This window comes from Pseudarthrobacter sp. MOO13 (assembly GCF_058267655.1).
Genome location: NZ_CM177848.1, coordinates 760,088 through 780,338 on the forward strand (window position 1 = coordinate 760,088; position 20,251 = coordinate 780,338).

At 69.5% G+C, this 20,251-nt stretch carries 24 protein-coding genes; 15 read left to right on the top strand and 9 right to left on the bottom strand.

Going from position 1 to position 20,251, the window contains the following annotated elements; all coding sequences use genetic code 11:
• Positions 1–12: 12 nt before the first annotated feature.
• The 10 genes from AC4EEO_RS03530 to csrA are packed head-to-tail and all read left to right on the top strand — an operon-like array spanning position 13 to position 8,483.
• Positions 13–909 carry a flagellar motor switch protein FliM gene (locus AC4EEO_RS03530; RefSeq protein WP_491339888.1) on the top strand — a complete coding sequence of 299 codons (897 nt, stop codon included), beginning with the start codon at positions 13–15 and terminating at the stop codon, positions 907–909.
• Positions 906–1,640 carry a flagellar motor switch protein FliN gene (fliN, locus tag AC4EEO_RS03535; RefSeq protein ID WP_491339889.1) on the top strand — a complete coding sequence of 245 codons (735 nt, stop codon included), beginning with the start codon at positions 906–908 and terminating at the stop codon, positions 1,638–1,640. Before AC4EEO_RS03530 ends, fliN begins: the two co-directional genes overlap by 4 nt.
• Complete coding sequence (gene fliO, locus AC4EEO_RS03540; RefSeq protein ID WP_491339890.1) at positions 1,641–2,171, top strand: flagellar biosynthetic protein FliO; 531 nt, start codon at positions 1,641–1,643, stop codon at positions 2,169–2,171.
• Positions 2,168–3,031 carry a flagellar type III secretion system pore protein FliP gene (gene fliP / locus AC4EEO_RS03545; RefSeq protein ID WP_491339891.1) on the top strand — a complete coding sequence of 288 codons (864 nt, stop codon included), beginning with the start codon at positions 2,168–2,170 and terminating at the stop codon, positions 3,029–3,031. The genes fliO and fliP overlap by 4 nt, the downstream gene beginning before the upstream one ends.
• Positions 3,031–3,306 carry a flagellar biosynthesis protein FliQ gene (gene fliQ, locus AC4EEO_RS03550; protein WP_109045316.1) on the top strand — a complete coding sequence of 92 codons (276 nt, stop codon included), beginning with the start codon at positions 3,031–3,033 and terminating at the stop codon, positions 3,304–3,306. Before fliP ends, fliQ begins: the two co-directional genes overlap by 1 nt.
• On the top strand, positions 3,303–4,061 hold the full coding sequence (locus AC4EEO_RS03555) for a flagellar biosynthetic protein FliR (RefSeq protein WP_491339892.1): 759 nt from the start codon (positions 3,303–3,305) through the stop codon (positions 4,059–4,061). Before fliQ ends, AC4EEO_RS03555 begins: the two co-directional genes overlap by 4 nt.
• Complete coding sequence (locus AC4EEO_RS03560) at positions 4,062–5,141, top strand: EscU/YscU/HrcU family type III secretion system export apparatus switch protein (protein WP_491339893.1); 1,080 nt, start codon at positions 4,062–4,064, stop codon at positions 5,139–5,141.
• A gap of 43 nt (positions 5,142–5,184) precedes the next feature.
• Complete coding sequence (locus AC4EEO_RS03565; RefSeq protein ID WP_491339894.1) at positions 5,185–7,230, top strand: flagellar biosynthesis protein FlhA; 2,046 nt, start codon at positions 5,185–5,187, stop codon at positions 7,228–7,230.
• Positions 7,208–8,245 carry a hypothetical protein gene (locus AC4EEO_RS03570; RefSeq protein WP_491339895.1) on the top strand — a complete coding sequence of 346 codons (1,038 nt, stop codon included), beginning with the start codon at positions 7,208–7,210 and terminating at the stop codon, positions 8,243–8,245. Before AC4EEO_RS03565 ends, AC4EEO_RS03570 begins: the two co-directional genes overlap by 23 nt.
• Positions 8,246–8,249: 4 nt before the next feature.
• Positions 8,250–8,483 carry a carbon storage regulator CsrA gene (gene csrA / locus AC4EEO_RS03575; RefSeq protein WP_109045321.1) on the top strand — a complete coding sequence of 78 codons (234 nt, stop codon included), beginning with the start codon at positions 8,250–8,252 and terminating at the stop codon, positions 8,481–8,483.
• A 42-nt stretch (positions 8,484–8,525) separates the two neighbouring features.
• Here the strand turns inward: csrA and AC4EEO_RS03580 are convergent, their stop codons facing one another.
• A complete protein-coding gene (locus AC4EEO_RS03580) occupies positions 8,526–9,320 on the bottom strand; it encodes a sigma-70 family RNA polymerase sigma factor (protein WP_109045322.1) in 795 nt (264 codons plus the stop codon).
• A 142-nt stretch (positions 9,321–9,462) separates the two neighbouring features.
• On the opposite strand from AC4EEO_RS03580, the gene flgN reads away from it, so the two are divergent.
• Both flgN and AC4EEO_RS03590 read left to right on the top strand, forming a co-directional pair.
• Complete coding sequence (flgN, locus tag AC4EEO_RS03585) at positions 9,463–10,008, top strand: flagellar export chaperone FlgN (protein WP_491339896.1); 546 nt, start codon at positions 9,463–9,465, stop codon at positions 10,006–10,008.
• A 53-nt stretch (positions 10,009–10,061) separates the two neighbouring features.
• The gene (locus AC4EEO_RS03590; protein ID WP_491339897.1) at positions 10,062–10,478 is read left to right on the top strand and encodes an MmcQ/YjbR family DNA-binding protein; all 417 of its coding nucleotides are present in this window, start codon (positions 10,062–10,064) and stop codon (positions 10,476–10,478) included.
• Between the two features lie 81 nt (positions 10,479–10,559).
• Here AC4EEO_RS03590 and AC4EEO_RS03595 read toward each other — a convergent pair whose 3' ends face one another.
• The 8 genes from AC4EEO_RS03595 to AC4EEO_RS03630 all read right to left on the bottom strand — a co-directional run bounded on the left by AC4EEO_RS03595 (position 10,560) and on the right by AC4EEO_RS03630 (position 17,278).
• Complete coding sequence (locus tag AC4EEO_RS03595) at positions 10,560–11,201, bottom strand: winged helix-turn-helix transcriptional regulator (RefSeq protein WP_491339898.1); 642 nt, start codon at positions 11,199–11,201, stop codon at positions 10,560–10,562.
• A 5-nt stretch (positions 11,202–11,206) separates the two neighbouring features.
• Complete coding sequence (locus AC4EEO_RS03600) at positions 11,207–11,641, bottom strand: VOC family protein (protein ID WP_461840304.1); 435 nt, start codon at positions 11,639–11,641, stop codon at positions 11,207–11,209.
• An 85-nt stretch (positions 11,642–11,726) separates the two neighbouring features.
• Positions 11,727–12,785: a sensor histidine kinase gene (locus tag AC4EEO_RS03605; RefSeq protein WP_491339899.1), complete on the bottom strand. Its 1,059-nt coding sequence runs from the start codon at positions 12,783–12,785 to the stop codon at positions 11,727–11,729.
• Complete coding sequence (locus tag AC4EEO_RS03610; RefSeq protein ID WP_491339900.1) at positions 12,782–13,453, bottom strand: response regulator transcription factor; 672 nt, start codon at positions 13,451–13,453, stop codon at positions 12,782–12,784. Before AC4EEO_RS03610 ends, AC4EEO_RS03605 begins: the two co-directional genes overlap by 4 nt.
• Positions 13,454–13,458: 5 nt before the next feature.
• On the bottom strand, positions 13,459–14,235 hold the full coding sequence (locus tag AC4EEO_RS03615; RefSeq protein ID WP_491339901.1) for a DedA family protein: 777 nt from the start codon (positions 14,233–14,235) through the stop codon (positions 13,459–13,461).
• Between the two features lie 9 nt (positions 14,236–14,244).
• Positions 14,245–15,000, bottom strand: a complete 756-nt coding sequence (locus tag AC4EEO_RS03620) for a phosphatase PAP2 family protein (RefSeq protein ID WP_491330445.1) — start codon at positions 14,998–15,000, stop codon at positions 14,245–14,247.
• A gap of 129 nt (positions 15,001–15,129) precedes the next feature.
• Positions 15,130–16,719 (bottom strand): S53 family peptidase, encoded by a 1,590-nt coding sequence (locus AC4EEO_RS03625; protein WP_491339902.1) that lies wholly within the window; start codon positions 16,717–16,719, stop codon positions 15,130–15,132.
• A gap of 163 nt (positions 16,720–16,882) precedes the next feature.
• Positions 16,883–17,278, bottom strand: a complete 396-nt coding sequence (locus tag AC4EEO_RS03630) for a DUF6855 family protein (RefSeq protein ID WP_491340391.1) — start codon at positions 17,276–17,278, stop codon at positions 16,883–16,885.
• A gap of 655 nt (positions 17,279–17,933) precedes the next feature.
• On the opposite strand from AC4EEO_RS03630, the gene paaA reads away from it, so the two are divergent.
• The 3 genes from paaA to paaC are packed head-to-tail and all read left to right on the top strand — an operon-like array spanning position 17,934 to position 20,250.
• Positions 17,934–18,950 (top strand): 1,2-phenylacetyl-CoA epoxidase subunit PaaA, encoded by a 1,017-nt coding sequence (gene paaA, locus AC4EEO_RS03635; protein WP_109045331.1) that lies wholly within the window; start codon positions 17,934–17,936, stop codon positions 18,948–18,950.
• Complete coding sequence (paaB, locus tag AC4EEO_RS03640; RefSeq protein ID WP_491339903.1) at positions 18,947–19,327, top strand: 1,2-phenylacetyl-CoA epoxidase subunit PaaB; 381 nt, start codon at positions 18,947–18,949, stop codon at positions 19,325–19,327. Before paaA ends, paaB begins: the two co-directional genes overlap by 4 nt.
• Positions 19,324–20,250, top strand: a complete 927-nt coding sequence (paaC, locus tag AC4EEO_RS03645) for a 1,2-phenylacetyl-CoA epoxidase subunit PaaC (RefSeq protein WP_491339904.1) — start codon at positions 19,324–19,326, stop codon at positions 20,248–20,250. The genes paaB and paaC overlap by 4 nt, the downstream gene beginning before the upstream one ends.
• Position 20,251 lies beyond the last annotated feature (1 nt).

A 20,251-nucleotide genomic window follows, 5' to 3' on the forward strand; every position in this document is an offset into this window, starting at 1 on the left:
ATAGTCCCACCCGTGAGTGAACTGGAGGACCGGCAGGCGCCGCGGCAACGGACCGTGGACGTCTACGATTTCCGCAGGCCCACCACCTTGCCCCGGCAGCACAGCCGCGTCCTGGAAGTGGCGTTTGAAACATTCGCCCGGCAGTGGGGCACCCAGCTCACCGCGAAGGTCCGGGTGAAGTCTTCCGCCACCCTGGACCAGCTGAGCATGCAGAGCTACGACGAATACGCCGCCTCCCTGCCGGCCGTCACCGCCATGGTCCTGTGCCGGATCGAGGGCAGCGAATCCCGGCTGGTCCTGCAGTTCCCGGCCACCGCCGCCCTGTCCTGGATCAGCCGGATGCTGGGCGGCGCCACGGACCCGGTGGTCCCGGAACGGAAGTTCACCCAGATCGAGCATGCCCTGGTGCGGCGCATGGTGGAGGACGGGCTGGAGGACCTGCGCTATTCACTGGGCTCCCTGCTGTCCGCGCCGCTGGCCATGGACGTGGTCCAGTACAACTCCCAGTTCGCCCAGGCGGCGGCGCCCGGCGAGCTGATGATCGTAGCCGCGTTCAGTGTCAAGGTGGGCGAGAACCACAGCGCCGCCACGCTGGCCATCCCGGCGGACGTGCTGCTCCCGGGCCTGGGTGCGGTCAACCCGATGGTTCCCACGGCCGACGCCGGCGCCCTGGTCCGTGCCCAGGTGGCGCAGGTGCCGGTGGACGTGGCCGTGCAGCTGGCGTCCGCGCCGGTGACGCCCGGGCAGATCCTTGGCCTGGCCGTGGGCGACATCCTGCCCGTGCCGCACCGCGAGAACAGCCCGTTCGACGTCACCATCAACGGCACCCGGCTGGCCACCGCGGCCCCGGCCCGGAACGGTTCCCGTGCCGCCGCCGTCATTGTCACCACCGAGGAGAACCAGCGATGACCATCACTTTGAACCTGCACGAATCCTCGGCGCAGCAACTGGCCCTGCACCTGCCGCATCCGGCGGTGCTGTCCGTTTCCGGCATCGTCCCGCCGCTGGCGGCCGCTGCGTACGTGCCGCATGGCATCGCGGCCACGTTCGTGGGCGCCGTGACGGCGGACCTGGCCCTGGTCCTGGCGGACCGTTCGTTCCTGGCCGCGGCCGGCGGTGCGGGAGCGGCGGCCGGCGGCGGGGCACCGGGCCTGGTGTCCGCCGTCGACATCCTGCGCCCTGCCATGGAAGCGGCTGCCGCGGTGTTCGACGCCGGCGTACTGGGCGATCTGCGGGAAGAGGACGCCGCCGGGCTGCTCTCGGACCCGGAAACCGCGGTGTTCGAATTGACGGACGGCACCAGCCCGGCCGGCTGGTTCGCGGTGCGGGTGCGCGAGCACGGCACCGTCCATGACGCCGGCCGCGGCTCCCGCCGGGATTCCGGCGTTCCGGCCCGGCTCAGCCTGATCAGCAACGTGGAAATGTCCCTCACCGTGGAGATCGGCCGCACCAGGATGTCCGTCCGGGACGCCTTGGCGCTGGAACCGGGCAAGGTCATCGAACTGGACCGCTCCGCCGGTGCCCCCGCCGACGTCCTGCTCAACGGCCGCCTGATCGCCCACGGGGAAGTGGTGGTGGTGGACCAGGACTACGCCGTCCGCATCACCCGCATCCTGGATACCGCCGAGGGACTGGGGTAGATGGATTCAGTCATCCTGGGGCTGCGCGTGCTCGTGGCCCTTGGTGCGGTGCTGGGCCTGATGTGGTACCTGCAGCGCCGCCTGGGCAAGGCGAAAGGCCACGGCCGCCGCCGCGCCAACCGCACCCTGAGCGTGGTCAGCCGCCAGAGCGTGGGCCAGAAGGCCTCCGTGGTGGTGATCGACGCCGGGGACAAGCGCTTCCTGCTCGGCGTCACCGAACACAGCATCAACGTCCTGCACGCCGGGGAGATCCCGGTGGAAGCAGTGGATATCACGACGCCGGAGCAGCGGGCCGCGCTCCCGGCACCCGGGCGGGTGGCGGCGGCGCCGTCGGAGAGTTTCGCCGCCGTGTTCCAGGAGGCGGCGGGCATGCCCCGCCGGGCCGAGCTGCACCGCCGCGTTGGCCCCGCGGCCCTGCCCGGATCAAGGCTGCCCGGTCCCGGTGTGCCGGCGTCGAAGCTGCACGGCTCCCTCCTGGCCGGTTCCACCTGGCGGCAGGCCGCCGAAGCGCTCCGCGGACGCCGGAGTTGACCGGAACCGCGGCCGCCAGCCAGCGGCCCCGCCAGGCCGCTCCGGCAACCCGGCTGCTGGCGGCCGCCGTCGCGGCGGTGCTGCTCGCCGTCGTCGTCCTCTGGCTGGGCGCCGCCCTGGCCGGAACCCCCGCGCACGCCGCCCCCGTCCCGGTGCCCACGCCCACCCCGCCCGCGGCCCCCGCCGAACCGGGCAACGGCAACGTGAGCATCAACATCAACGGCCTGGACGGCCAGCCCTCCACCGCCGTGGTCACCCTGATCGGCATCACCCTGCTGTCCGTGGCGCCGGCGCTGCTGCTGATGATGACGTCCTTCACCAAGATCTTCGTGGTGCTGGCCATGACCCGGAACGCCCTGTCGCTGCCGTCCATCCCGCCCAACCAGGTGCTTGCCGGGCTGGCCCTGTTCCTGTCCCTGTTCATCATGTGGCCGGTGATCCAGGACATCAACAGCGCCGCGGTGCAGCCGTACCTGAACGGCAGCATCGACTTCGGCGGGGCCGTGTCCGCCGGTGCCGCGCCGCTGCAGCGGTTCATGCTGGGCCACACCCGGCAGGAGGACATCGCCCTGATGACGCGGGCGGCCAAGATGGCCAACCCGGCCAACCCGGAATCGGTGCCGCTGCAGACCCTCATCCCGGCGTTCATGATCTCCGAGCTGCGGGCGGCGTTCATCATCGGGTTCGTCATCTTCATCCCGTTCCTGGTGATCGACCTGGTGGTCTCCGCCGCCCTGATGTCCATGGGCATGATGATGCTGCCGCCGGTGATGATCTCGCTGCCGTTCAAGATCCTGCTGTTCATCCTGGTGGACGGCTGGGGACTGGTCATCACCTCCCTGATCCAGAGCTACGGCTGATGGATACCAACGCCGTCCTGGACATCTGCCTCCAGGCCATGATCGTGGCGGCCAAGCTCTCCGCACCCGTGCTGGTCACCGCGCTGGTGGTGGGCCTGGCCATCTCGCTGCTGCAGTCCATCACCCAGCTGCAGGAAGCCACCTTGTCCTTCGTGCCCAAGGCCGTGGCCGTGGCCATCGCCCTGGTGGTGTGCGCGCACTGGATGATCACCGAGATGGTCTCGTTCACCAACGAGCTTTTCGCCCGCCTGCCCGGGTTGATCGGGGGAGCGTGAACATCCCCATCGACCAAGGCTGGCTGGAAGTGATGCTGCTGGCCTCCGTCCGGATGGTCGCGTTCCTGGTGGTGGCGCCGCCGTTCGCGCACCAGGCCATCCCGGCGCAGGTCAAGGCCATGCTGGGCATCGGGCTGGGCCTTGCCGTGTCCGGGCGCCTGGCGGCCGGGTACGTGCCGCTGGATACGGCCGGGTTCCTCACCGCGATCGTCCTGGAGCTGGCCACCGGCCTGTCCCTGGGGTTCCTGGTGTACCTGGTGTTCGCCGCCGTCCAGTCCGCGGGCAGCCTGATCGACCTCTCCAGCGGATTCCAGATGGCCCAGGCGTTCGATCCCCAGATGATGGTCAACGGCGCCCAGTTCACCCGGTTCCTGCAGATGGCGGCGCTGGCCCTGCTGTTCGCCTCGGACGGCTACCAGCTGGTGATCGGCGGCCTCACCGGCAGCTTCACGGCCTTCCCCCTGGCCGGCGGAATCGACCTCGCCCGGCCCGCCCAGGCAATGGTCCAGGCCGTCACCGGGATGTTCCTGTGCGCGGTGCAGATCGCCGGGCCGCTGATGGTCGTCCTGCTGCTGGCCGACGTCGGCCTGGGCCTGCTGACCCGCGTGGCGCCGGCCCTGAACGCGTTCGCGCTCGGTTTCCCGCTGAAGATCCTGCTCACCCTGGCCCTGGCGGGTTTCCTGTTCCTGGGGCTGCCGCGGATCGTGGCCGTCCTGGCGGGGCAGGCCGTCAACACGCTGATGGGGGTGGGCTGAATGGCGGACTCGCAGGAGCGCACCGAGCAGGCCACGGACAAGCGGATGCGCGAGGTCCGGTCCAAGGGCCAGCTCAGCCGCTCGCAGGACCTCACCGCTTGGCTGGGTGTCGGTGCCGGCGCCGTGATGCTGCCGGCCACCATCGACCGGGCCGCCAACGCCGCCGTGGACCAGGTGTTCAGCATCCGTTCCGTGATGGAAAGCCCGGACCCCGGCAAGGCCCTGCACGCCTTGGAACTGGGGCTGGGCGCGCTGGCCGGCATCCTGGGGCCCCTGCTGCTGGTGGTGTTCCTGGTGGTGCTGGCCGGATCCGCCGTGCAGGGCGGGGTGCATTTCAAGAAGTTCCGCCCCGAGTTCGGCCATTTCAACCTGCTCAGCGGGCTCAAGCGGCTCTTCGGGATGCAGGCGGTGTGGGGCGGGCTGAAGGCGCTCCTGAAGGCGGCCGTCGCCGGCGTCGTCCTCTATTTCGTGGTCCAGCGCCTCATCCCGGTGCTGCTCACCGCCGGCGGGCTGCCGGTGTCCGGGGTGATCGCCGCGGCCACGGACGGCATCGGCTCCCTGGTGCAGTTCGCCGTGGCGGCGGGCCTGGTGCTGGTCGCCGCGGACGTGCTGGTGGTGATGCGCCGCAACCGCAAGAAGACCCGGATGTCCAAGAAGGAAGTCACGGACGAGAACAAGAACACCGAGGGCGACCCCCTGGTCCGCTCGCACCGGCGCTCCCGGCAGCTGGCCATGAGCCGGAACCGCATGATCGCCGCCATCGCCGACGCCGACGTGGTGCTGGTCAACCCCACCCACGTGGCCGTGGCGTTGAAGTACGACGCCGGCACGTCGGCTCCGCGGGTGGTGGCCAAGGGGGCGGGGGTCATCGCCGCCCGGATCAGGGCCGAGGCGGAGGCCAAGGAGGTGCCCATGGTGCAGGACATCCCGCTGGCCCGGGCGCTGCATTCGGCCTGCGGGCTCGGCCAGGAGATCCCGGTGGAGCTGTACCGGGCGGTGGCCGGGGTGCTGGCGTTCGTGATGTCCCTCAAAGCCCGCGGCGCCGCCCGCGGGATGCACCGGATGGCGGAAGTGCCATGACCGCCGCGCTGCTTGAACCCGACCACCGTGAAAGGACCTCCGCATGAAGAAGCCGCTTGGCCCGTTGGCCGTTCCGGTGGGGATCGTGGGCATCGTGCTGCTGCTCGTGGTCCCCGTTCCGGCGCCGCTGCTGGACGTCCTGATTGTCTGCAACATCCTGCTGGCGCTGCTGGTGCTGCTGACCAGCATGTTCGTCAAGAAGCCGCTGGACTTCTCGGTGTTCCCCTCGCTGCTGCTGGTGGCCACCCTGTTCCGGCTGGGCATCAACGTGGCCTCCACCCGGCTGGTGCTGGGGCAGGGGTACGCGGGGCAGGTGATCGAGGCGTTCGGCCATGTCACGGTGGGCGGGTCCATGATCATTGGCGCGGTGGTGTTCCTGATCCTGGTGGTCATCCAGTTCGTGGTGGTCACCAAGGGCGCCGAGCGCGTGGCGGAGGTGGGTGCCAGGTTCACCCTGGACGCCATGCCCGGCAAGCAGATGGCCATCGACGCGGACCTCAACGCCGGCCTCATCACGGACGCGCAGGCCCGCACCCGGCGCGCGGAGGTCTCGGCGGAGGCGGACTTCTATGGCGCCATGGATGGTGCGTCCAAGTTCGTCAAGGGTGATGCGATCGCGGGCATCATCATTATCATCATCAACTTCATCGGCGGCATTGCCATCGGGGTGCTGCAGCGCGGCATGGACGTGGGGGATGCGCTGGGCACCTTCGGGCTGCTGACCATGGGCGATGGCCTGGTCACGCAGATCCCCGCGCTGCTCATGGCCGTGTCCACCGGCATGATCGTCACCCGGTCCAACGCCGAGGAGGACATGGGCCGCACCGCGTCCTCCCAGCTGATGCAGTCGCCCACGGCCATGATGATCGCCGGGCTGGCCGCGGCCGCCATGGCTTTCATCCCGGGCATGCCCATCCTGCCGTTCCTGCTGGTGGCCGCGCTGCTGCTCTTCGGTTCGCGGCGGCTGGCCGCGGACCAGAAGGCCCGGGCTGACGCGGCGGCGGCGGAGGAAGCCTCGCTGCTGCCGGAGGAGGACCCGAACGAGCGGCTGCTCGAGGACATGCGGGTCCACCCGGTGGAGATCCTGCTGGCCCCGGACCTGGTGGACATCGTCTCCGGAGCCTCGGATGACCTGCTGGCCCGGGTGCGTTCCCTGCGGCACAAGACCGCCATGGACCTGGGGCTGGTGATCCCGCCGGTCCGCACCCGGGACAGCGTGGAGCTGCCGCCGGCCACCTACGTGATCCGGATTGCCGGGGTGGAGGCCGGCCGCGGCACCGCACCGGCCGGGCGGATGCTTGCCCTGGGCGACTTCCTGGACGCCCTGCCCGGCGCCTCCACCGTGGAACCCGTGTTCGGGCTGGCCGGGAAGTGGATCCCGTCCGAGATGCGGCACAGCGCGGAAATGACCGGCGCCACCGTGATCGACCGCGTCTCGGTGCTGGTGACGCACCTGTCCTCGATCGTTACGGCCAACGCGGCGCGGCTGCTCTCGCGGGAGGACGTCCGGGTGCTCACCGAAGGTGTCCGGAAGCTGAGCCCGGCGGCCGTGGAGGAACTCACCCCGGGGCTGCTGTCCCTGGCGGAGATCCAGCGGGTGCTGCAGGGCCTGCTGGAGGAACAGGTCCCCATCAACGACCTCCCGCGCATCTACGAGGCCCTGGCGCTGCGGGCGAAGGCGTCCACTGATCCCGAGGCGCTGATCGAGGCGGCCCGGCAGTCGCTGGGCCCGGCGCTCGCCGCGAAGTTCCTGGACGGCGGAGTGCTGCACGTGATCATGCTCGATCCGCTGCTGGAGCAGTCCATGCTGGAGGACCTCCGCCCGGGGGAGGGCGGCACGCAGATCGTCATGAACCAGGCCCGGCTCGACGCCGTGCTGGGCTCGGTCAAGCAGTCCATGGAATCCGCCGCGGCGGCCGGTCGCCAGCCGGTGCTGGTGTGCGCTCCGGCGCTGCGGCCGGCGGTGCGGCGGCTGGTGGCAGGGCCCGAAGGCGGCGTGCAGGTTTTGTCCTACCGCGAGGTGACAGCCGCGAACGTGGGCATCGAGACGATGGGGGTGGTGCGGCATGCCGAAGCAATTCAGGCTTAAGGGGTCCTCGCTGGAGGCCATCCGGGACAAGGCCGTGGCCCAGTACGGGCCCGGCGCCCGGATTGTCGCGGCCGAGAAAGTGACCAACCCCGGGTTCGGCGGCCTGTTCGCCAAGGACCGGTTCGAGGCCACGGTGGAGGTGCCGGACGGTGCTGCCTCCGCTGGCGTTGGCGCGCCTGTGCAGGCGCTTTTGGCAACCGCGACGCCGGCACCGGGCACGGCTGCCAACGCCCACGCCGGACTCCGGCGCCCCGCTATTGCCGCCCTGCTGGAGCAGGCGGACCAGAGCGAGCTGCGGCTCCACGGCCGGGGTGGCGGGCTTGGCGCTGCTTCAGGTTCTTCGCCCTTCCCGTCCGCTGCCGCGCAAGCCGTGGAGCCCGTGGAGCCCGTGCCGGTTTCGACGGCGCGGGCCGACTTCGCCGGACTGTTGGCTCAGCTGGGTGCCGACTACGGCAAGCCGCTTGCCGCCGTCGAACCTTCCCTGGCGCTTCCCGCAGGTGCTCCGGGTGAGGCCGTTGGCCAGGCAAACACCCGTCCGAAAGCTCCGGCACCCCTCACCGGTGCCGGGGACCTGGTGCTGCTGCTGGGGCTTGGCGACGACGCCCTGGGCCCGGCCCTGGAGATGTCCCTGGCCGCGGGGGGCTGCGATGTCCGGACCAGCGGCAAACTGACCGCGTTCGGCCACCTGCACGTGGCGGACCGGCAGGGCGCGACGGCGGCGCGGGCCTCGGCCGTGGCCACCGGGCAGGCGGTGCTGCTGGCGTTCGGGCTGGGCAGCCCGCGCGACGTCGCCGGCCACGCAGCCGTGATCGCAAGCCTCGGCGCTGACCAGGCCTGGGTGGTGGCGGACGCCCGCCGGAAAACCGACGATACCGCTGCCTGGCTGACGGCACTGCGTAACCTGACCGCTGTGGACGCGCTCGCCGTCGTGGGTTCGCAGGACACCCTGACCCCGGGAACAGTGCACGGTTTGGGGCTGCCCGTCGGTTGGCTGGACGGCAGAAAGGTAGATTGAGTACATGTTGGTTCTGACGCGCAAGCCGGGCGAGAAAATCATGATCGGGGATGACATTGTCATCACCGTCATGGAGGGGCGCGGCGACGGCGTGCGGATCGGGATCGAAGCCCCCCGCGGCGTCACCATCCAGCGCAGCGAGGTGGTGGAAGCCATCGCCGCAGCAAACGTCGCAGCAGCGCAGGCGGGCCCGGAAACCGAAGAGCTCCTGAAGGCGTTCCTCCCGCCCGCGGACTGACGCTTCCGCTGGGTTGGGTCCTTGGCACGTGCGGCGGAAGCCTTACGCCGAGAGGACCGGGCGCGTGATGCCGCCGTGGGTAGCGGCGCCCATTTGGGCCATGTAGTCGTTCCGGCGGCGGGCGTTGATTCGTGACTCCGGCGCGTGGGTGGTGCCGGGGTCGTCGGCGTAGTGCGCGGCCAGGCCGTCGCGCATCAGCCGGATGGCTTCGGCACGCTGCTGGGAGACGGCGGCGTGGGTGGATCCGAGTTCGGCGGCAAGCTCCTTGACGGTGCGGCCGGCGAGGTAGATCTCTTCCACCACGTAGCGCATCTTGGCGGGCAGCGCCGTGACGGCAGCGCGAAGGTACTTGACGCGTTCATCCGCCAGCACTGCGTGTTCGGGGGACGCCGTTTCCGCAGCGAACGTTTCCACAATGACGTCGTCCAGCGGAGTGAGGGTCCTGGCGGCGTCGGCCAGGGCGGCTTCCACCACGCTTCGCTCCACTCCGAGGGATGACGCCATCTCCGACACCGTGGGGTTCCGGCCCAGGAGCCCGCGCAGGGTTTCCTCCACGGCCATGGTTTCCTTGATGCGTTTGCGGGCCGAGCGTGTGGCCCAGTCCTGGGAGCGCATCTCGTCCGCGAAGGCACCGATGATACGACGGCGGGCGAAGGCTCCGAAGGGAACGCCCAGGGCGGGATCGAAGGACTCCGCGGACGTGATCAGCGCGATGGACCCCACCGACGCGAGGTCGTCACGCGACAAATGGGAGGCTTTGGCGCACACCTCGGAAACCAAATAACCCACTAAGGGGAGGTGCTGGAGGACCAGCTCGTTGCGGTGTTCGCGATCCAAAAAAAGTCCCCCCACGAGACTGTAGTGATGGTGCTGCCGCGCAGCACTGAGCGAAGACTATCACCTCAACGCGGCCCCTTACGTGTACTGTCATGCAAAAGACGCCGCGGATTTCGCATCTCCGCGGCGGCAGAACTCCATAGTGATTGGGGAACCATTGGGGGCAGATGGACTTTCCGCGACGTTGTGGCGCGAAAGACGGCAACTCGAGCTGTTGAATTTCCGCTTGGAAACGCAGCTCCTGTACCTGGGCACGGGCAAAACCCAATGGTTAACGTTCACATCCGCGGACCTGGAAGCCGTCCTGGAGAAGCTCCGTTTCGAGACCCTCGCCCGCAATGTCGAGGCCGCCGCGGTCGCCGCTGAGTGGGGCGTTCCCGGCGAACCGGACCTTCAGCGCCTGGCCGCGGCGGCGCCCGAAGGCATCTGGGGCGAGCTCCTGCTGGACCACCGGCGCGACATGGCCCTGCTGCTCCAGCACATCCAGTCCGCGATAGAGGCAAACCGGGAGGCGCTGAAGTCCGCGCTGGAGGGCGTGGCCCGGGAGCTGGATGCGGTCGCGTCGTCCCCCGAGCCGGCCGAAGAACTGGCGATCCTGGCCCGGCAGGCCAACGCGTCGCATGCCCTGGCCGTGGTGGAAAATTGTGGGCAGCCGCTGGTGGCTGAGTTCCTGGGCGCCACCGAGTAAGAGCCCGGCGCAGGGCATTGCGGCCGGTCACGGCGCGGGGCTACGTTGTGGCGATGGAGCGCAAGGCAACACCGGGCGACATTGATGCCATCTGCAGGGGCCTTCCCGAGGTTGTGCTGGGGACCTCCTGGGGTGACCGTCCAACCTACAAGGTGCCGCAGGGACCCAAGGGCCGGGGCTTCGTGCTGTACCGGGCCCCGCACAAGACGGCGATTAATCCGGAATCGGGCGAGCCGTACCAGGACCTGCTGGTCATCGTGGTCCCGGACGATGCCGCGAAGTCAGCCCTGGTGGAGGACCCGTCGCTGCCGTTCTTCACCGTGCCCCACTTCAACGGGTACAACGCCGTCCTGGTGCAGGAGTCCCGGCTTGGCGAGATGTCGCACGAAGAGCTGGCGGAGATCCTGGTGGAAGCCTGGGCGGCCCGGGCACCCAAGAGGCTGGTCAAGGAGTTCTTCGCCGGCCGTTGACGCACGACGCCGGTCCGCGGCGTGCCCCGTGACGCCCCGTCCCTTGGGTGGGCGTCGGCCAAAAGGAGCCGCCGCACACTGTCAGGCCGCCAGGTGGAAGGTGTCCGCAAAGCGGCGGAGGAGTTCTCCCGGCCCGCGCAGCACCCGGATCGCGCCGCTTTCGATCGCCCGGTCCGGTGCCATGTCGCCGGAGATCAGCAGCCGGATGTCCGGCCCGGCGGCAAAGGCGAGGTCCGCCGCGCCGTCACCGCGAATGACGTCGAGGCTGGCCCCCTGGACCCTGATCAGGAGATCGGCGGAACCAAAGTGCGCTGCGTAGGCCGTGGCGGGCAGGGCGGCCGCCACATCCGGCCGGAACGCCGTTCGCAGGTCCATGGTCATCGAGTCGGGGCTGATGATCTGGTCCTCGCGTGGATCGCCCATGGCCTTGAAGCCCCAGGCGCCCAGCGCGAGGACCACCGGTTCCAGTTCCCGTCCGTACGGCGTGAGCTCGTAGACGATGACCCGCGAGCGTGGCGCACGGCGGATCACGCCGGCCGCCTGCAGTTCCTTGAGCCGCGCGGCCAGGATATTGCTCGGGATCCGTGGCAGGCCCTCGGCGAGCTCACCGTAGCGGCGTGGCCCTACGAGCAGGTCGCGGACGATCAGCAGGGCCCACCGTTCGCCGACGATTTCCATGGCCCGTGTGATGCCCGAGTACTGTCCGTAGTCGCGTGCGGCCATGAACCTCAGGCCTGCTGGTTCATGAAGGCTTCCGGGCCCTGTTCGGCGGCGGCGGCTTCCATGTAGCCAAACTCAAGGATGTTGCCGTCCGGGTCCGTCAGCTGGCGCTGGTACATGAAGCCGTAATCGGAAGCGGGCTGGGCCTCGGTTCCGCCTGCTGCCAGGCCACTGGCAACGCTGGCGTCCACTGCTTCCCGGCTCTCCAGGAAGATAGCCGTAGTGGCCGATACGGTCGCGGACGGGTCGCCGATGGGCCGGTCGCTGAAGGTCTGGAAGTACTCGCGGACCAGGAGCATGAAATAGCTGTGGTCTTCCTCCACCACCACGCACGCGGCGTTGTGGTCGGTGAAGAGCGGGTTGATGGTGAAACCCACCGCCGTGTAGAACGCCTTGGCGCGCTCCAGGTCTGTCACCGGCAGGTTTACGAACATTGAGGTCATCACAGTCTCTTTTCCCAAGATGGAGTGGATAACCACGATACTTGCAAAAAACAAGTGATGGGTCAATACCCCCTGACTGCATGCTTCAGTCCCGCGCCAGCGGCAGTGCCAGCCTCATGGTCGTGCCGTCGGATCCGGTCCGCTGTACGTCCACGGTGCCGCCGGCTGCGGTGGCGATGTCGCGGACCAGGGCCAGGCCTATGCCAAAGCTGCGCCTGCCCCCGGCTCCGTCCAACCCCGGGGCGCGGACGAACCGGTCAAAGATCCGGCCGGGGTCCACCCCGGTGATCCCGGATCCGGTGTCTGCCACCAGGACCAGGGCCCGGGATCCCTCAACTCTGGTGCTGATGGTGATGCTTCCGCCGGAGGGGGTGTGGGCCAGGGCGTTATCGGCCAGGGCCAGGATGGCGCGCCGCAGCGAGCCGGGATCCGCGCGCACCCACGCCGTACCGGCCCCGGAGAAGTCCAGCCGGATGCCCTGTTGGCCGGCCAGGGCCTGGAGGCTGTCGGCAGCGGACCGGGCAACCGCCGCGACGTCCACCGGCTCCGGCACGGCACCTCCGGGCGCGCCGGACGCGCCGGGGGAGCCGGTCGCCGCCAACAGGAGTTCGTTGACGATGCCCGTCAGCGTGGCCGTGTCCTCCCGGATCTTCGCCAACGCCTGCGCCGGCTCGGACCCGGGCTCGGCCTTGCGCTGCGCGAGCTGGATGCGGGTATCAAGGATCGCCAGCGGGGTGCGGAGTTCGTGGCTGGCGTCCTGGACGAAGCGCCGTTGCCTGGCCAGGGCCTCGCCCAGCGGCCGGATGGCGCTGCGGGCGCTGATCCAGCCCACCACACCGGCCAGCACGATGCCCGCCAGCCCCGCGAGGATCATGCCCTCGATCAGGTCCTTCGAATCCAGGTAGGTGTAGGCCTTGCCTGCGGTGGAACCGGGCGGCGTGGGATGGGCCAGCTTGTTCATGAGGAACACGGTGGCGGCGGCGAGCAGCACCAGCACCAGGACGGCCACGCCGGCGCTGATCCGCAGTGCCACCTTCAGCGACGCGCGTCGGAGGATGTCCTGGTCCGCGTCCCCGGAACCGGAGTGGGACACGCCGGTGGAGCCAGGGCCGGAGGAGCCAAAACCGGAAGAGGAAGAGGTCATGAGGGGTCGCCGATCTGGTAGCCCACGCCGTGGACGGTGCGGATGACGGTCCGGGAGATCTTGCGGCGCAGGTGGTGGACGTAGGTGTCGATGACGCCGGGCTGGTCCGTGGACTGGAAGTGCGCGGCGAGCAGGTCGTCGCGGGTGAACACCCTGCCGGGTTCGGCGGCCAGCGCCGCCAGGAGTTCGGCTTCCTTGGCGGTCAGCGTCACCACCTCGCCGTAGGCGGAACGGACAGCGCGCGACGCCGGATCGAAGTCCCAGCTGCCGATGCCCACCGGCCCCGCGGGCGGAGTAAACGTGCGCGTCAGGGCGCGCAGCCGCGCCGCCAGCTCGCCGGCGTCGAACGGTTTGGTCATGTAGTCGTTGGCGCCGGTGTCCAGCCCGCGGACCTTCTCGTCCGTCTCGCCCAGCGCGGTGAGGATCAGGATGGGGGTGGCGATGCCTTTGGCCCGGAGCGCCGCGATGACGGCCAGTCCGTCCATGACGGGCAGGCCGCGGTCAATCACCATCACGTCCCAGGGCTGCGTCAGGCCCAGGTGCAGGGCTTCCTGGCCGGTGGCGGCGAGCCGGATCCGGTAGTCGGGCTCCAGCAGTTCCGCGATCATTGGTCCCAGCGCGGGATCGTCCTCGGCGAGCAGCAGGGAGGGCCGGTCCGGGGTGGTCATGCGGCCTATTCTTCCGTGAAAGCGTCCTGCCGGGCGCTGGTGCCCACCGTGTCGAGGTGCGGCGGGGCACCCGCCGCAGCGTCGTCGCCGTACTCGTCGTCGTACTCTGCGGACGGCTCTGCGGCGGCGCGGCGGTTGGCGCGGCGGCGCTTGAGGTATTCCACGGCCCAGGGAACCACGGACACGAGGACCATGAGCACGGCGATGACGTCGATGTTCTTGGCGATGATGTCGTAGTGCCCCAGCCAGGTGCCCAGGAGGGTCACGGACGTGGCCCAGGCGGCGGCTCCCACGATGTTCCACAGCGTGAAGGCTTTGTACCCGTAGCGGGCGGTGCCGGCGGTCAGCGGCGCGAACGTCCTGATGATGGGGACGAAGCGGGCCAGGACCACGGCAGCGCCACCGTGCCGGCGGAAGAAGTCCTCAGTGGCGGTGAGGTGGGCGGTTTTCAGGACCTTGGCGTCGTCCTTGAACCAGCGCCGGCCGAACCGACGGCCCAGCAGGTAACCCACCTGGTCGCCGGCGATGGCTGCGGCCGTGATCACCCCGATTAGGACGGGGAGGGCCAGCTGCAGCTGCTGGTGCAGGAGCCCCGCGGTGAAGAGCAGCGAATCCCCGGGCAGGAACGGGAACAGGACGCCGGATTCGATGAAGACCATCCCGGCGATCACGCCCAGGGCTGCCGGTCCCAGGCCGCTGAGCAGGCCGGCGGGGTCCAGCAGGGACGGTGGTCCGGTGGTGGCCATGGCGGAGACCAGGTCAGGGGTGAGGAAGCTGTGCATGGGGGTCCTTTAGCGTCGGCTGGACGGGGTGGTGAGCGCGGCGGGCAGGCGGTCGAAGAGCCGGGGAGCATAGCGGTTCCAGAGCCCGGCGAGCAGCACGAAGGCGGCGCTCGCGGCCAGGAACGAGGCCGCCACGTCGGTGGGGTAGTGCACGCCGACGTACAGCCGGGACCATGCCACGATGACGGCGACGACGGCGCCGGCCGCGGCCACCAGCTTGGACCAGCGGGTGCCCCGGGCCAGGAAGTACAGGGCGAAGGCCAGGGCGACGGCGAAGCTGACGTGGCCGCTGGGGAAGCTGTTGGATCCGGTCTCCGGCGAGAGGGGGTCGAACAGCAGCGCCGGGTTGGGCCGCTGCCGGGCGACGATCAGCTTGAAGGCTTCGCTGGCCACCCAGCCCGAGCACGCCACCACGCCGAAGGCAACAGCCGTGGCCAGGTCGCGGCGCACCAGCAGCACCACCAGGGCGATGACGGCGATCAGGCCCAAGCCTGCCACCGGGCCGAACAGGAGGTTGATGCCCATCGCGACGGCGGTCAGCACGGCAACGTGGTGCGTGCTGAGGTCCTGGTCCACGTGCAGTTCGGCGGCGGTGTCGCCGGGCAGGAGCTGCACCGTGAAGCCGAGGGCGACGACGGCGGCGCACAGCAGCGCGCCCAGCAGCAGCCAGTGCCGGGCCTGGGGGAGCACGGGGAACCGGGTGCGGGCGGCGGCGATGGTGCGGGGGCCGGCTATTGTCTTGTGGGCTCGGGTTGGTCCGTTCACGAATCCTCCGGGATGGTCCTGCGGCGGACAGGGTTCTGTCCGTGGTCTCTGTTTCGATCCTTCCCCAGGGTTCCTAAGAAAGGCTTAAGAAACGTGGCCGCCGCAGGGCCGCCGAAGGCGCCAGTCAGGTCATGGGCCGGCCGAGATCGCGGTGAGGAGCGCTGCTCCGTCGGGGCTGCCGAGGCCGGTGCACGGGTCCCAGCCGGCGGCGGCCTTGTAGGTGCCGTTGTTTCCGGCGGTAATGTCGCGGAAGGCCGCCTTGTTGCGGTACAGCAGCGGCTGGATCTGCCCGAAGGTGCGGCTGGTGGACTCCGCCAGGAGGGCGATGAGTGCCGCCCAGAGCGGTGCCACGGCGCTGGTCCCGCCGATGACCATGTCCGTGCCGTCCACCCGCACTTTGTAGCCGGTCTGGGGGTCCGCCACTGCGCTGACGTCCGGCACTCCGCGGCCTTTCGTCCCTGTGGGGTGGTGGCCGCCGTGGTGCGCGGACTGGCCTGACTGCCAGGCGGGGACGGGGAAGGTGTCGCTGTAGCCGCCGCCGGTGGCTGAGTGCGGGCCGTCGTTCCACACAGTCTCGGACGTGATGGTTCCCGTGGCGGGGTCCGCGTCGAGGCGGGTTCCGCCGCAGGCCAGCGCGTGGGGGCTGGAGGCGGGGAAATCGGCGTGGTCTTTGCCGTCGGTGGCGCCGTCTGCGCTGCCGTTGTCCCCGGCGGCGGCGGTGACGGTCACGCCGAGTGCCGTGGCGTCGGCCAGGGCCTGGTCGAAGGCTGTCCGGGCCTGGGCGGTCCAGTCGTCCTCGCTTTGGCCCCAGCTGATGCTGATGGACGTGGGTGCCGGGGCGGCGTGGGAGGCGTTGATGATGGCGTCGAGGAATCCGGCGTCGGTGTTGGGCGCGAAGTAGACCGGGATGTCCGCCTGGGGCACCAGGGCGCCCACCACTTCGATGTCCAGGAGGACTTCGCCGTCCGCGCCCGTGGGGTCCTGTCCGGGATGGTTCGCCGCGCCGTCGACCCCCACTGCCCGCACCGTGGGCCCGGTGATGCCCAGTTCGGCGAAGTAGGCGTCCAGGTCGGATTGGGCGAAGCCGCCGCCGAGTTCGATGATGGCCACGGTCTGGCCGGCGCCGCCGCCGCCCGCGGGGAAGTTGTAGATCCGGGCAAGCTCGGGCGGTGTGTAGCTGGTCCCGGACGCCGCCCGCGGAATGGCATGGAACTGGGCGCGCGCCTGGGGCCGGTCATCAAGGCCCAGTACCGCCGTGACAACGCCGTCCAGTTCCGCGGGGATCTCCAGGCCACCGGTCCTGTGCCGGTGGGTGACATCGTGGCCGTGCGGACCGCTGCTGGTGACTTCCTCCAGGCTGGTGCCGAAGATCCGGCTCAGCACCTCCACCGTCCCGGCGAGGCGGATGCGGCGGGAGGCGGCGTCGGCCTCGACCACGTCGGCGCCGAGCCGGGTGAAGGTCTCGGTGGCCAGGCTCAGGTCAGCGTCGGAGGCGCCGTGGCGTGCTGCCAGTTCCTCGCGGGTCAGGGGCTGGGCGGGCTCGGTGAAGGCCTCCGGCAGCGGTTCCTGGCGGCGCAGGATCACGGTGACCTCGATCCTGTGCGCGGGATTGGCAGGACCCAGGGTGTTTTGGATCCGTGCCGCCGCGGGGCGTTCTGAGCCGGGGAGGGGGACACGGCTCTCTGCGTGCTCGGGGGTGGGGTTGGTGTGCTCAGACATGGGATGGCTCCGTTCGTGGTCAGGCAAGGCCAATTGTGCTCCGCGCCACTGACAATGAACAGGGAACTTTGGTCCCGGATGAGCCACCCAACGGACAGCGGCGCGGCTGGTACCTGGTCCGCGCAAAAAACACTCGCGCCGAGTACGGGCTGGGCTGGTGCTGTCAGTCCTTGGGGAGGGCGCGGACTGAGTTATTGCGTTTCTCGTGGGTGAGCTCGGCCAGTCCCAGAGCTTCCAGCAGCGGTGGGAGGTACATTCCGAACCGTCCGCGGTAGCCTTTCCGCAACCCGTACCAACCGCCCACCGGGTTCCCGGGATCCCGGCCCCATGCCTCGACGCTGCCTTCCGGGGCCGGCTTCGATTCATCGGCGGCGCCCAGGGGAACCCAGTCCCCTTGCTCGGTCAGCCACGCATGCAGGTCTTCGATCGCCCGGAGGCGGTATTTCAGGGTGGTTGAGCCCACCTGGCAGACCAGTGCCGGTGGGGCTGCCTCAGGGTCCCGGTACATCTGGTATTCGGATGACCCGGGCGCCGTCACCAGCTGCCACGGATCTGCCATCGTTCCCTCGGACACTAGAACCACGCACCTTCCACGTCGATAGCCTGAGTTTAAGACCAAAATCGCTGATTGCGGCGGTAATCAGTTAAGTGCTTCGCGCGGGTGCGCACGGGTCGCGGTGGCGCACCACGGCGGGCCTCGCCTTGGGAAGTCAGCGCACGACGGCGGCACGCGCCACGCGCAAAAGGTGAGCGCGCGTCGGTGGGAAGGCTGTCGAAGGTGAGCGGGCGTTGGTGGGAGAGCGGCAAGAAGTGAGCGGGCGTTGGGGGATGGGTGGTCGAAGGTGAGCGGGCGTCGGTGGGAAAGCTGTCGAAGGTGAGCGGGCGTCGGTGGGAAAGCTGTCGAAGGTGAGCGGGCGTCGGTGGGAAAGCTGTCGAAGGTGAGCGGGCGTCGGTGGGAAAGCTGTCGAAGGTGAGCGCGCGTCGGTGGGAAAGCTGTCGAAGGTGAGCGCGCGTTGGGGGAGGAGCGGTCGAAGGTGAGCGGGCGTTGAGGGAAGGCGGTCGAAGGTGAGCGGGCGTTAAGGGGAAGGCGGTCGAAGGTGAGCGGGCGTTGGGGAGGGTGCACGCTTGACGAGTTCCGCCGCGCCCGCATATCCTGAACGAACGGTCGGTAAATAATTCCGAGCCGCCCGACAGGTCTTTGCATAGGAGCAACCATGGCAGCGCAGAACTTGCAGTCAGTGCCGGCTGAGCTAACCCAAGAAGCGGACGCCGCGGGCCAGGCCCACTTCGACCGCATCATCGCCGAGGACTCCCGGATCGAGCCCCGCGACTGGATGCCGGCGGCTTACCGCAAGACCCTCCTGCGCCAGGTGTCCCAGCACGCCCACTCCGAGATCATCGGCATGCAGCCGGAGGCCAACTGGATCTCCCGCGCCCCCAGCCTGAAGCGCAAGGCCATCCTCATGGCCAAGGTCCAGGACGAGGCCGGCCACGGGCTCTACCTCTACAGCGCCGCCGAGACCCTGGGCCAGTCCCGGGACAAGATGATGGACGACCTCATCGCCGGCAAGGCCCGCTACTCCAGCATCTTCAACTACCCGGCCCTGACCTGGGCGGACATGGGCGCCATCGGCTGGCTGGTGGACGGCGCAGCCATCTGCAACCAGGTCCCGCTGTGCCGGGCATCGTATGGCCCCTACGGCCGGGCCATGGTCCGCATCTGCAAGGAAGAGTCGTTCCACCAGCGCCAGGGCTTCGAGATCCTGCTGGAACTCTCCAACGGCACGCCCGCGCAGAAGCAGATGGCCCAGGACGCGGTGAACCGCTGGTACGCCCCCGCCCTGATGATGTTCGGCCCGCCGGATGACGATTCGCCCAACTCCAAGCAGTCCATGGCGTGGAACATCAAGCGGTTCAGCAATGACGAGCTCCGCAGCCGCTTCGTGGGCATGATGGTGGAGCAGGTCCGGGTCCTGGGCCTCACCCTCCCCGATGACCAGGTCCGCTTCAACGAGGACACCAAGAAGTGGGAGCACGGCCCGCTGGACTGGCACGAGTTCCAAGAAGTCCTGGCCGGCCGCGGCCCCTGCAACGCCCAGCGCCTTGAGCGCCGGCGGGCAGCGCACGACGACGGCGCCTGGGTCCGCGAGGCAGCCGCCGCGTATGCGGACAAGCAGCGAGCAAAACAGCAGGCAAAAGAGTCGATGAAGACGAAGGAACACGCAGCATGACACCCCACGGCAACCCGGAAACCCCGGCCAGCTCCGCCACCGAGATCAACCGCGAAGTCCCCAAAGCATCCCCCGCGCCGCAGGAGCACCACGACCGCGGAGCGTGGGGCCTCTGGGAGGTTTTCGTCCGCTCCAGCCGCGGCCTGAGCCACGTGCACGCCGGGTCGCTGCACGCCCCGGATGCCGCCATGGCCCTCCGCAATGCCCGCGACCTCTACACCCGCCGCAACGAGGGCGTCTCCATCTGGGTGGTCCCGGCGGACGCCATCGCGGCCAGTGATCCCGATTCCAAGGGCTCCTTCTTCGAGTCCCCGCAGGGCAAGGACTACCGGCACGCCACGTACTACACCAAGAGCGAAGGGGTGAAGCACCTGTGAGCACCCCGGAAACCAGCACCCACGAAAGCACGGGCCACGGCGACATCTCCACGGGCTTGGCCGGCGGCGACTCCAACGCATCGGCAACAAGAATCACCCCCGGCAACGCCCTGCGCCCGGAGGACATCGCCCTGGAGGTAAAGACCGGCCTGGTGAAGCCCAGCGGGGACGTCGCCGAGTATGCACTGAGGCTGGGCGATGACGCCCTGATCCTCGCCCAGCGGCTGGGCCACTGGATTTCCCGCGCCCCGGAGCTGGAGGAGGACATCGCCCTGGGCAACATCGCCCTGGACCAGCTGGGCCACGCCCGCAGCTTCCTGACCTACGCCGGCGCCGGCATGCCCAAGGAGGACGGTACGGCCACGTCCGAGGATGAGCTGGCCTACTTCCGCCGCGAGCACGAGTTCCGGAGTGTCCAGCTGTTCGAGCAGCCCAACGGGGACTTCGCGGCCACCATCGCCCGCCAGTTCGTGGTGAGCTACTACCAGTACGAGCTCTACCGCCGCCTCACCGAATCCACGGACGCCACCCTGGCAGCCATTGCCGCCAAGGCCGTGAAGGAAGTGGATTACCACCGGGACCACAGCAGCCAGTGGGTGCTGCGCCTGGCCGGCGGCACCGAGGAATCCCGCAAGCGGATGATCCACGGCCTGCGCCTGATGTGGCCGTACGTCAACGAACTGTTCCAGGACGATGACCTGACGCAGCGCCTCGCTGCGGCGGGCGCCGCCGTCGTGCCTTCCAGCCTTAGAGGCGACTTTGACCGCCTGGTCACCGCCATCCTTACCGAGGCCGAGCTGGAGGTCCCGGAGGTGCCCGCAGCCCCGGGCGGCGGCCGGTACGGCAAGCACTCGGAGCACCTGGGCTACATCCTCGCGGAGATGCAGGTGCTGGCCCGCGAGCACCCCGGGGCCAGCTGGTGAC

Bases quoted from the DNA above. Each gene is read 5' to 3' on its own strand.
- AC4EEO_RS03600 (WP_461840304.1), bottom strand. From the start codon at position 11,641: ATGACCTCAATGTTCGTAAACCTGCCGGTGACAGACCTGGAGCGCGCC.
- AC4EEO_RS03595 (WP_491339898.1), bottom strand. From the start codon at position 11,201: ATGGCCGCACGCGACTACGGACAGTACTCGGGCATCACACGGGCCATG.
- AC4EEO_RS03605 (WP_491339899.1), bottom strand. From the start codon at position 12,785: ATGACCTCTTCCTCTTCCGGTTTTGGCTCCTCCGGCCCTGGCTCCACC.
- AC4EEO_RS03565 (WP_491339894.1), top strand. From the start codon at position 5,185: ATGAAGAAGCCGCTTGGCCCGTTGGCCGTTCCGGTGGGGATCGTGGGC.
- AC4EEO_RS03610 (WP_491339900.1), bottom strand. From the start codon at position 13,453: ATGACCACCCCGGACCGGCCCTCCCTGCTGCTCGCCGAGGACGATCCC.
- csrA (WP_109045321.1), top strand. From the start codon at position 8,250: ATGTTGGTTCTGACGCGCAAGCCGGGCGAGAAAATCATGATCGGGGAT.
- fliN (WP_491339889.1), top strand. From the start codon at position 906: ATGACCATCACTTTGAACCTGCACGAATCCTCGGCGCAGCAACTGGCC.
- AC4EEO_RS03590 (WP_491339897.1), top strand. From the start codon at position 10,062: ATGGAGCGCAAGGCAACACCGGGCGACATTGATGCCATCTGCAGGGGC.
- AC4EEO_RS03625 (WP_491339902.1), bottom strand. From the start codon at position 16,719: ATGTCTGAGCACACCAACCCCACCCCCGAGCACGCAGAGAGCCGTGTC.
- AC4EEO_RS03615 (WP_491339901.1), bottom strand. From the start codon at position 14,235: ATGCACAGCTTCCTCACCCCTGACCTGGTCTCCGCCATGGCCACCACC.
- paaB (WP_491339903.1), top strand. From the start codon at position 18,947: ATGACACCCCACGGCAACCCGGAAACCCCGGCCAGCTCCGCCACCGAG.
- fliO (WP_491339890.1), top strand. From the start codon at position 1,641: ATGGATTCAGTCATCCTGGGGCTGCGCGTGCTCGTGGCCCTTGGTGCG.
- AC4EEO_RS03570 (WP_491339895.1), top strand. From the start codon at position 7,208: ATGCCGAAGCAATTCAGGCTTAAGGGGTCCTCGCTGGAGGCCATCCGG.
- AC4EEO_RS03630 (WP_491340391.1), bottom strand. From the start codon at position 17,278: ATGGCAGATCCGTGGCAGCTGGTGACGGCGCCCGGGTCATCCGAATAC.
- paaA (WP_109045331.1), top strand. From the start codon at position 17,934: ATGGCAGCGCAGAACTTGCAGTCAGTGCCGGCTGAGCTAACCCAAGAA.
- AC4EEO_RS03560 (WP_491339893.1), top strand. From the start codon at position 4,062: ATGGCGGACTCGCAGGAGCGCACCGAGCAGGCCACGGACAAGCGGATG.
- fliQ (WP_109045316.1), top strand. From the start codon at position 3,031: ATGGATACCAACGCCGTCCTGGACATCTGCCTCCAGGCCATGATCGTG.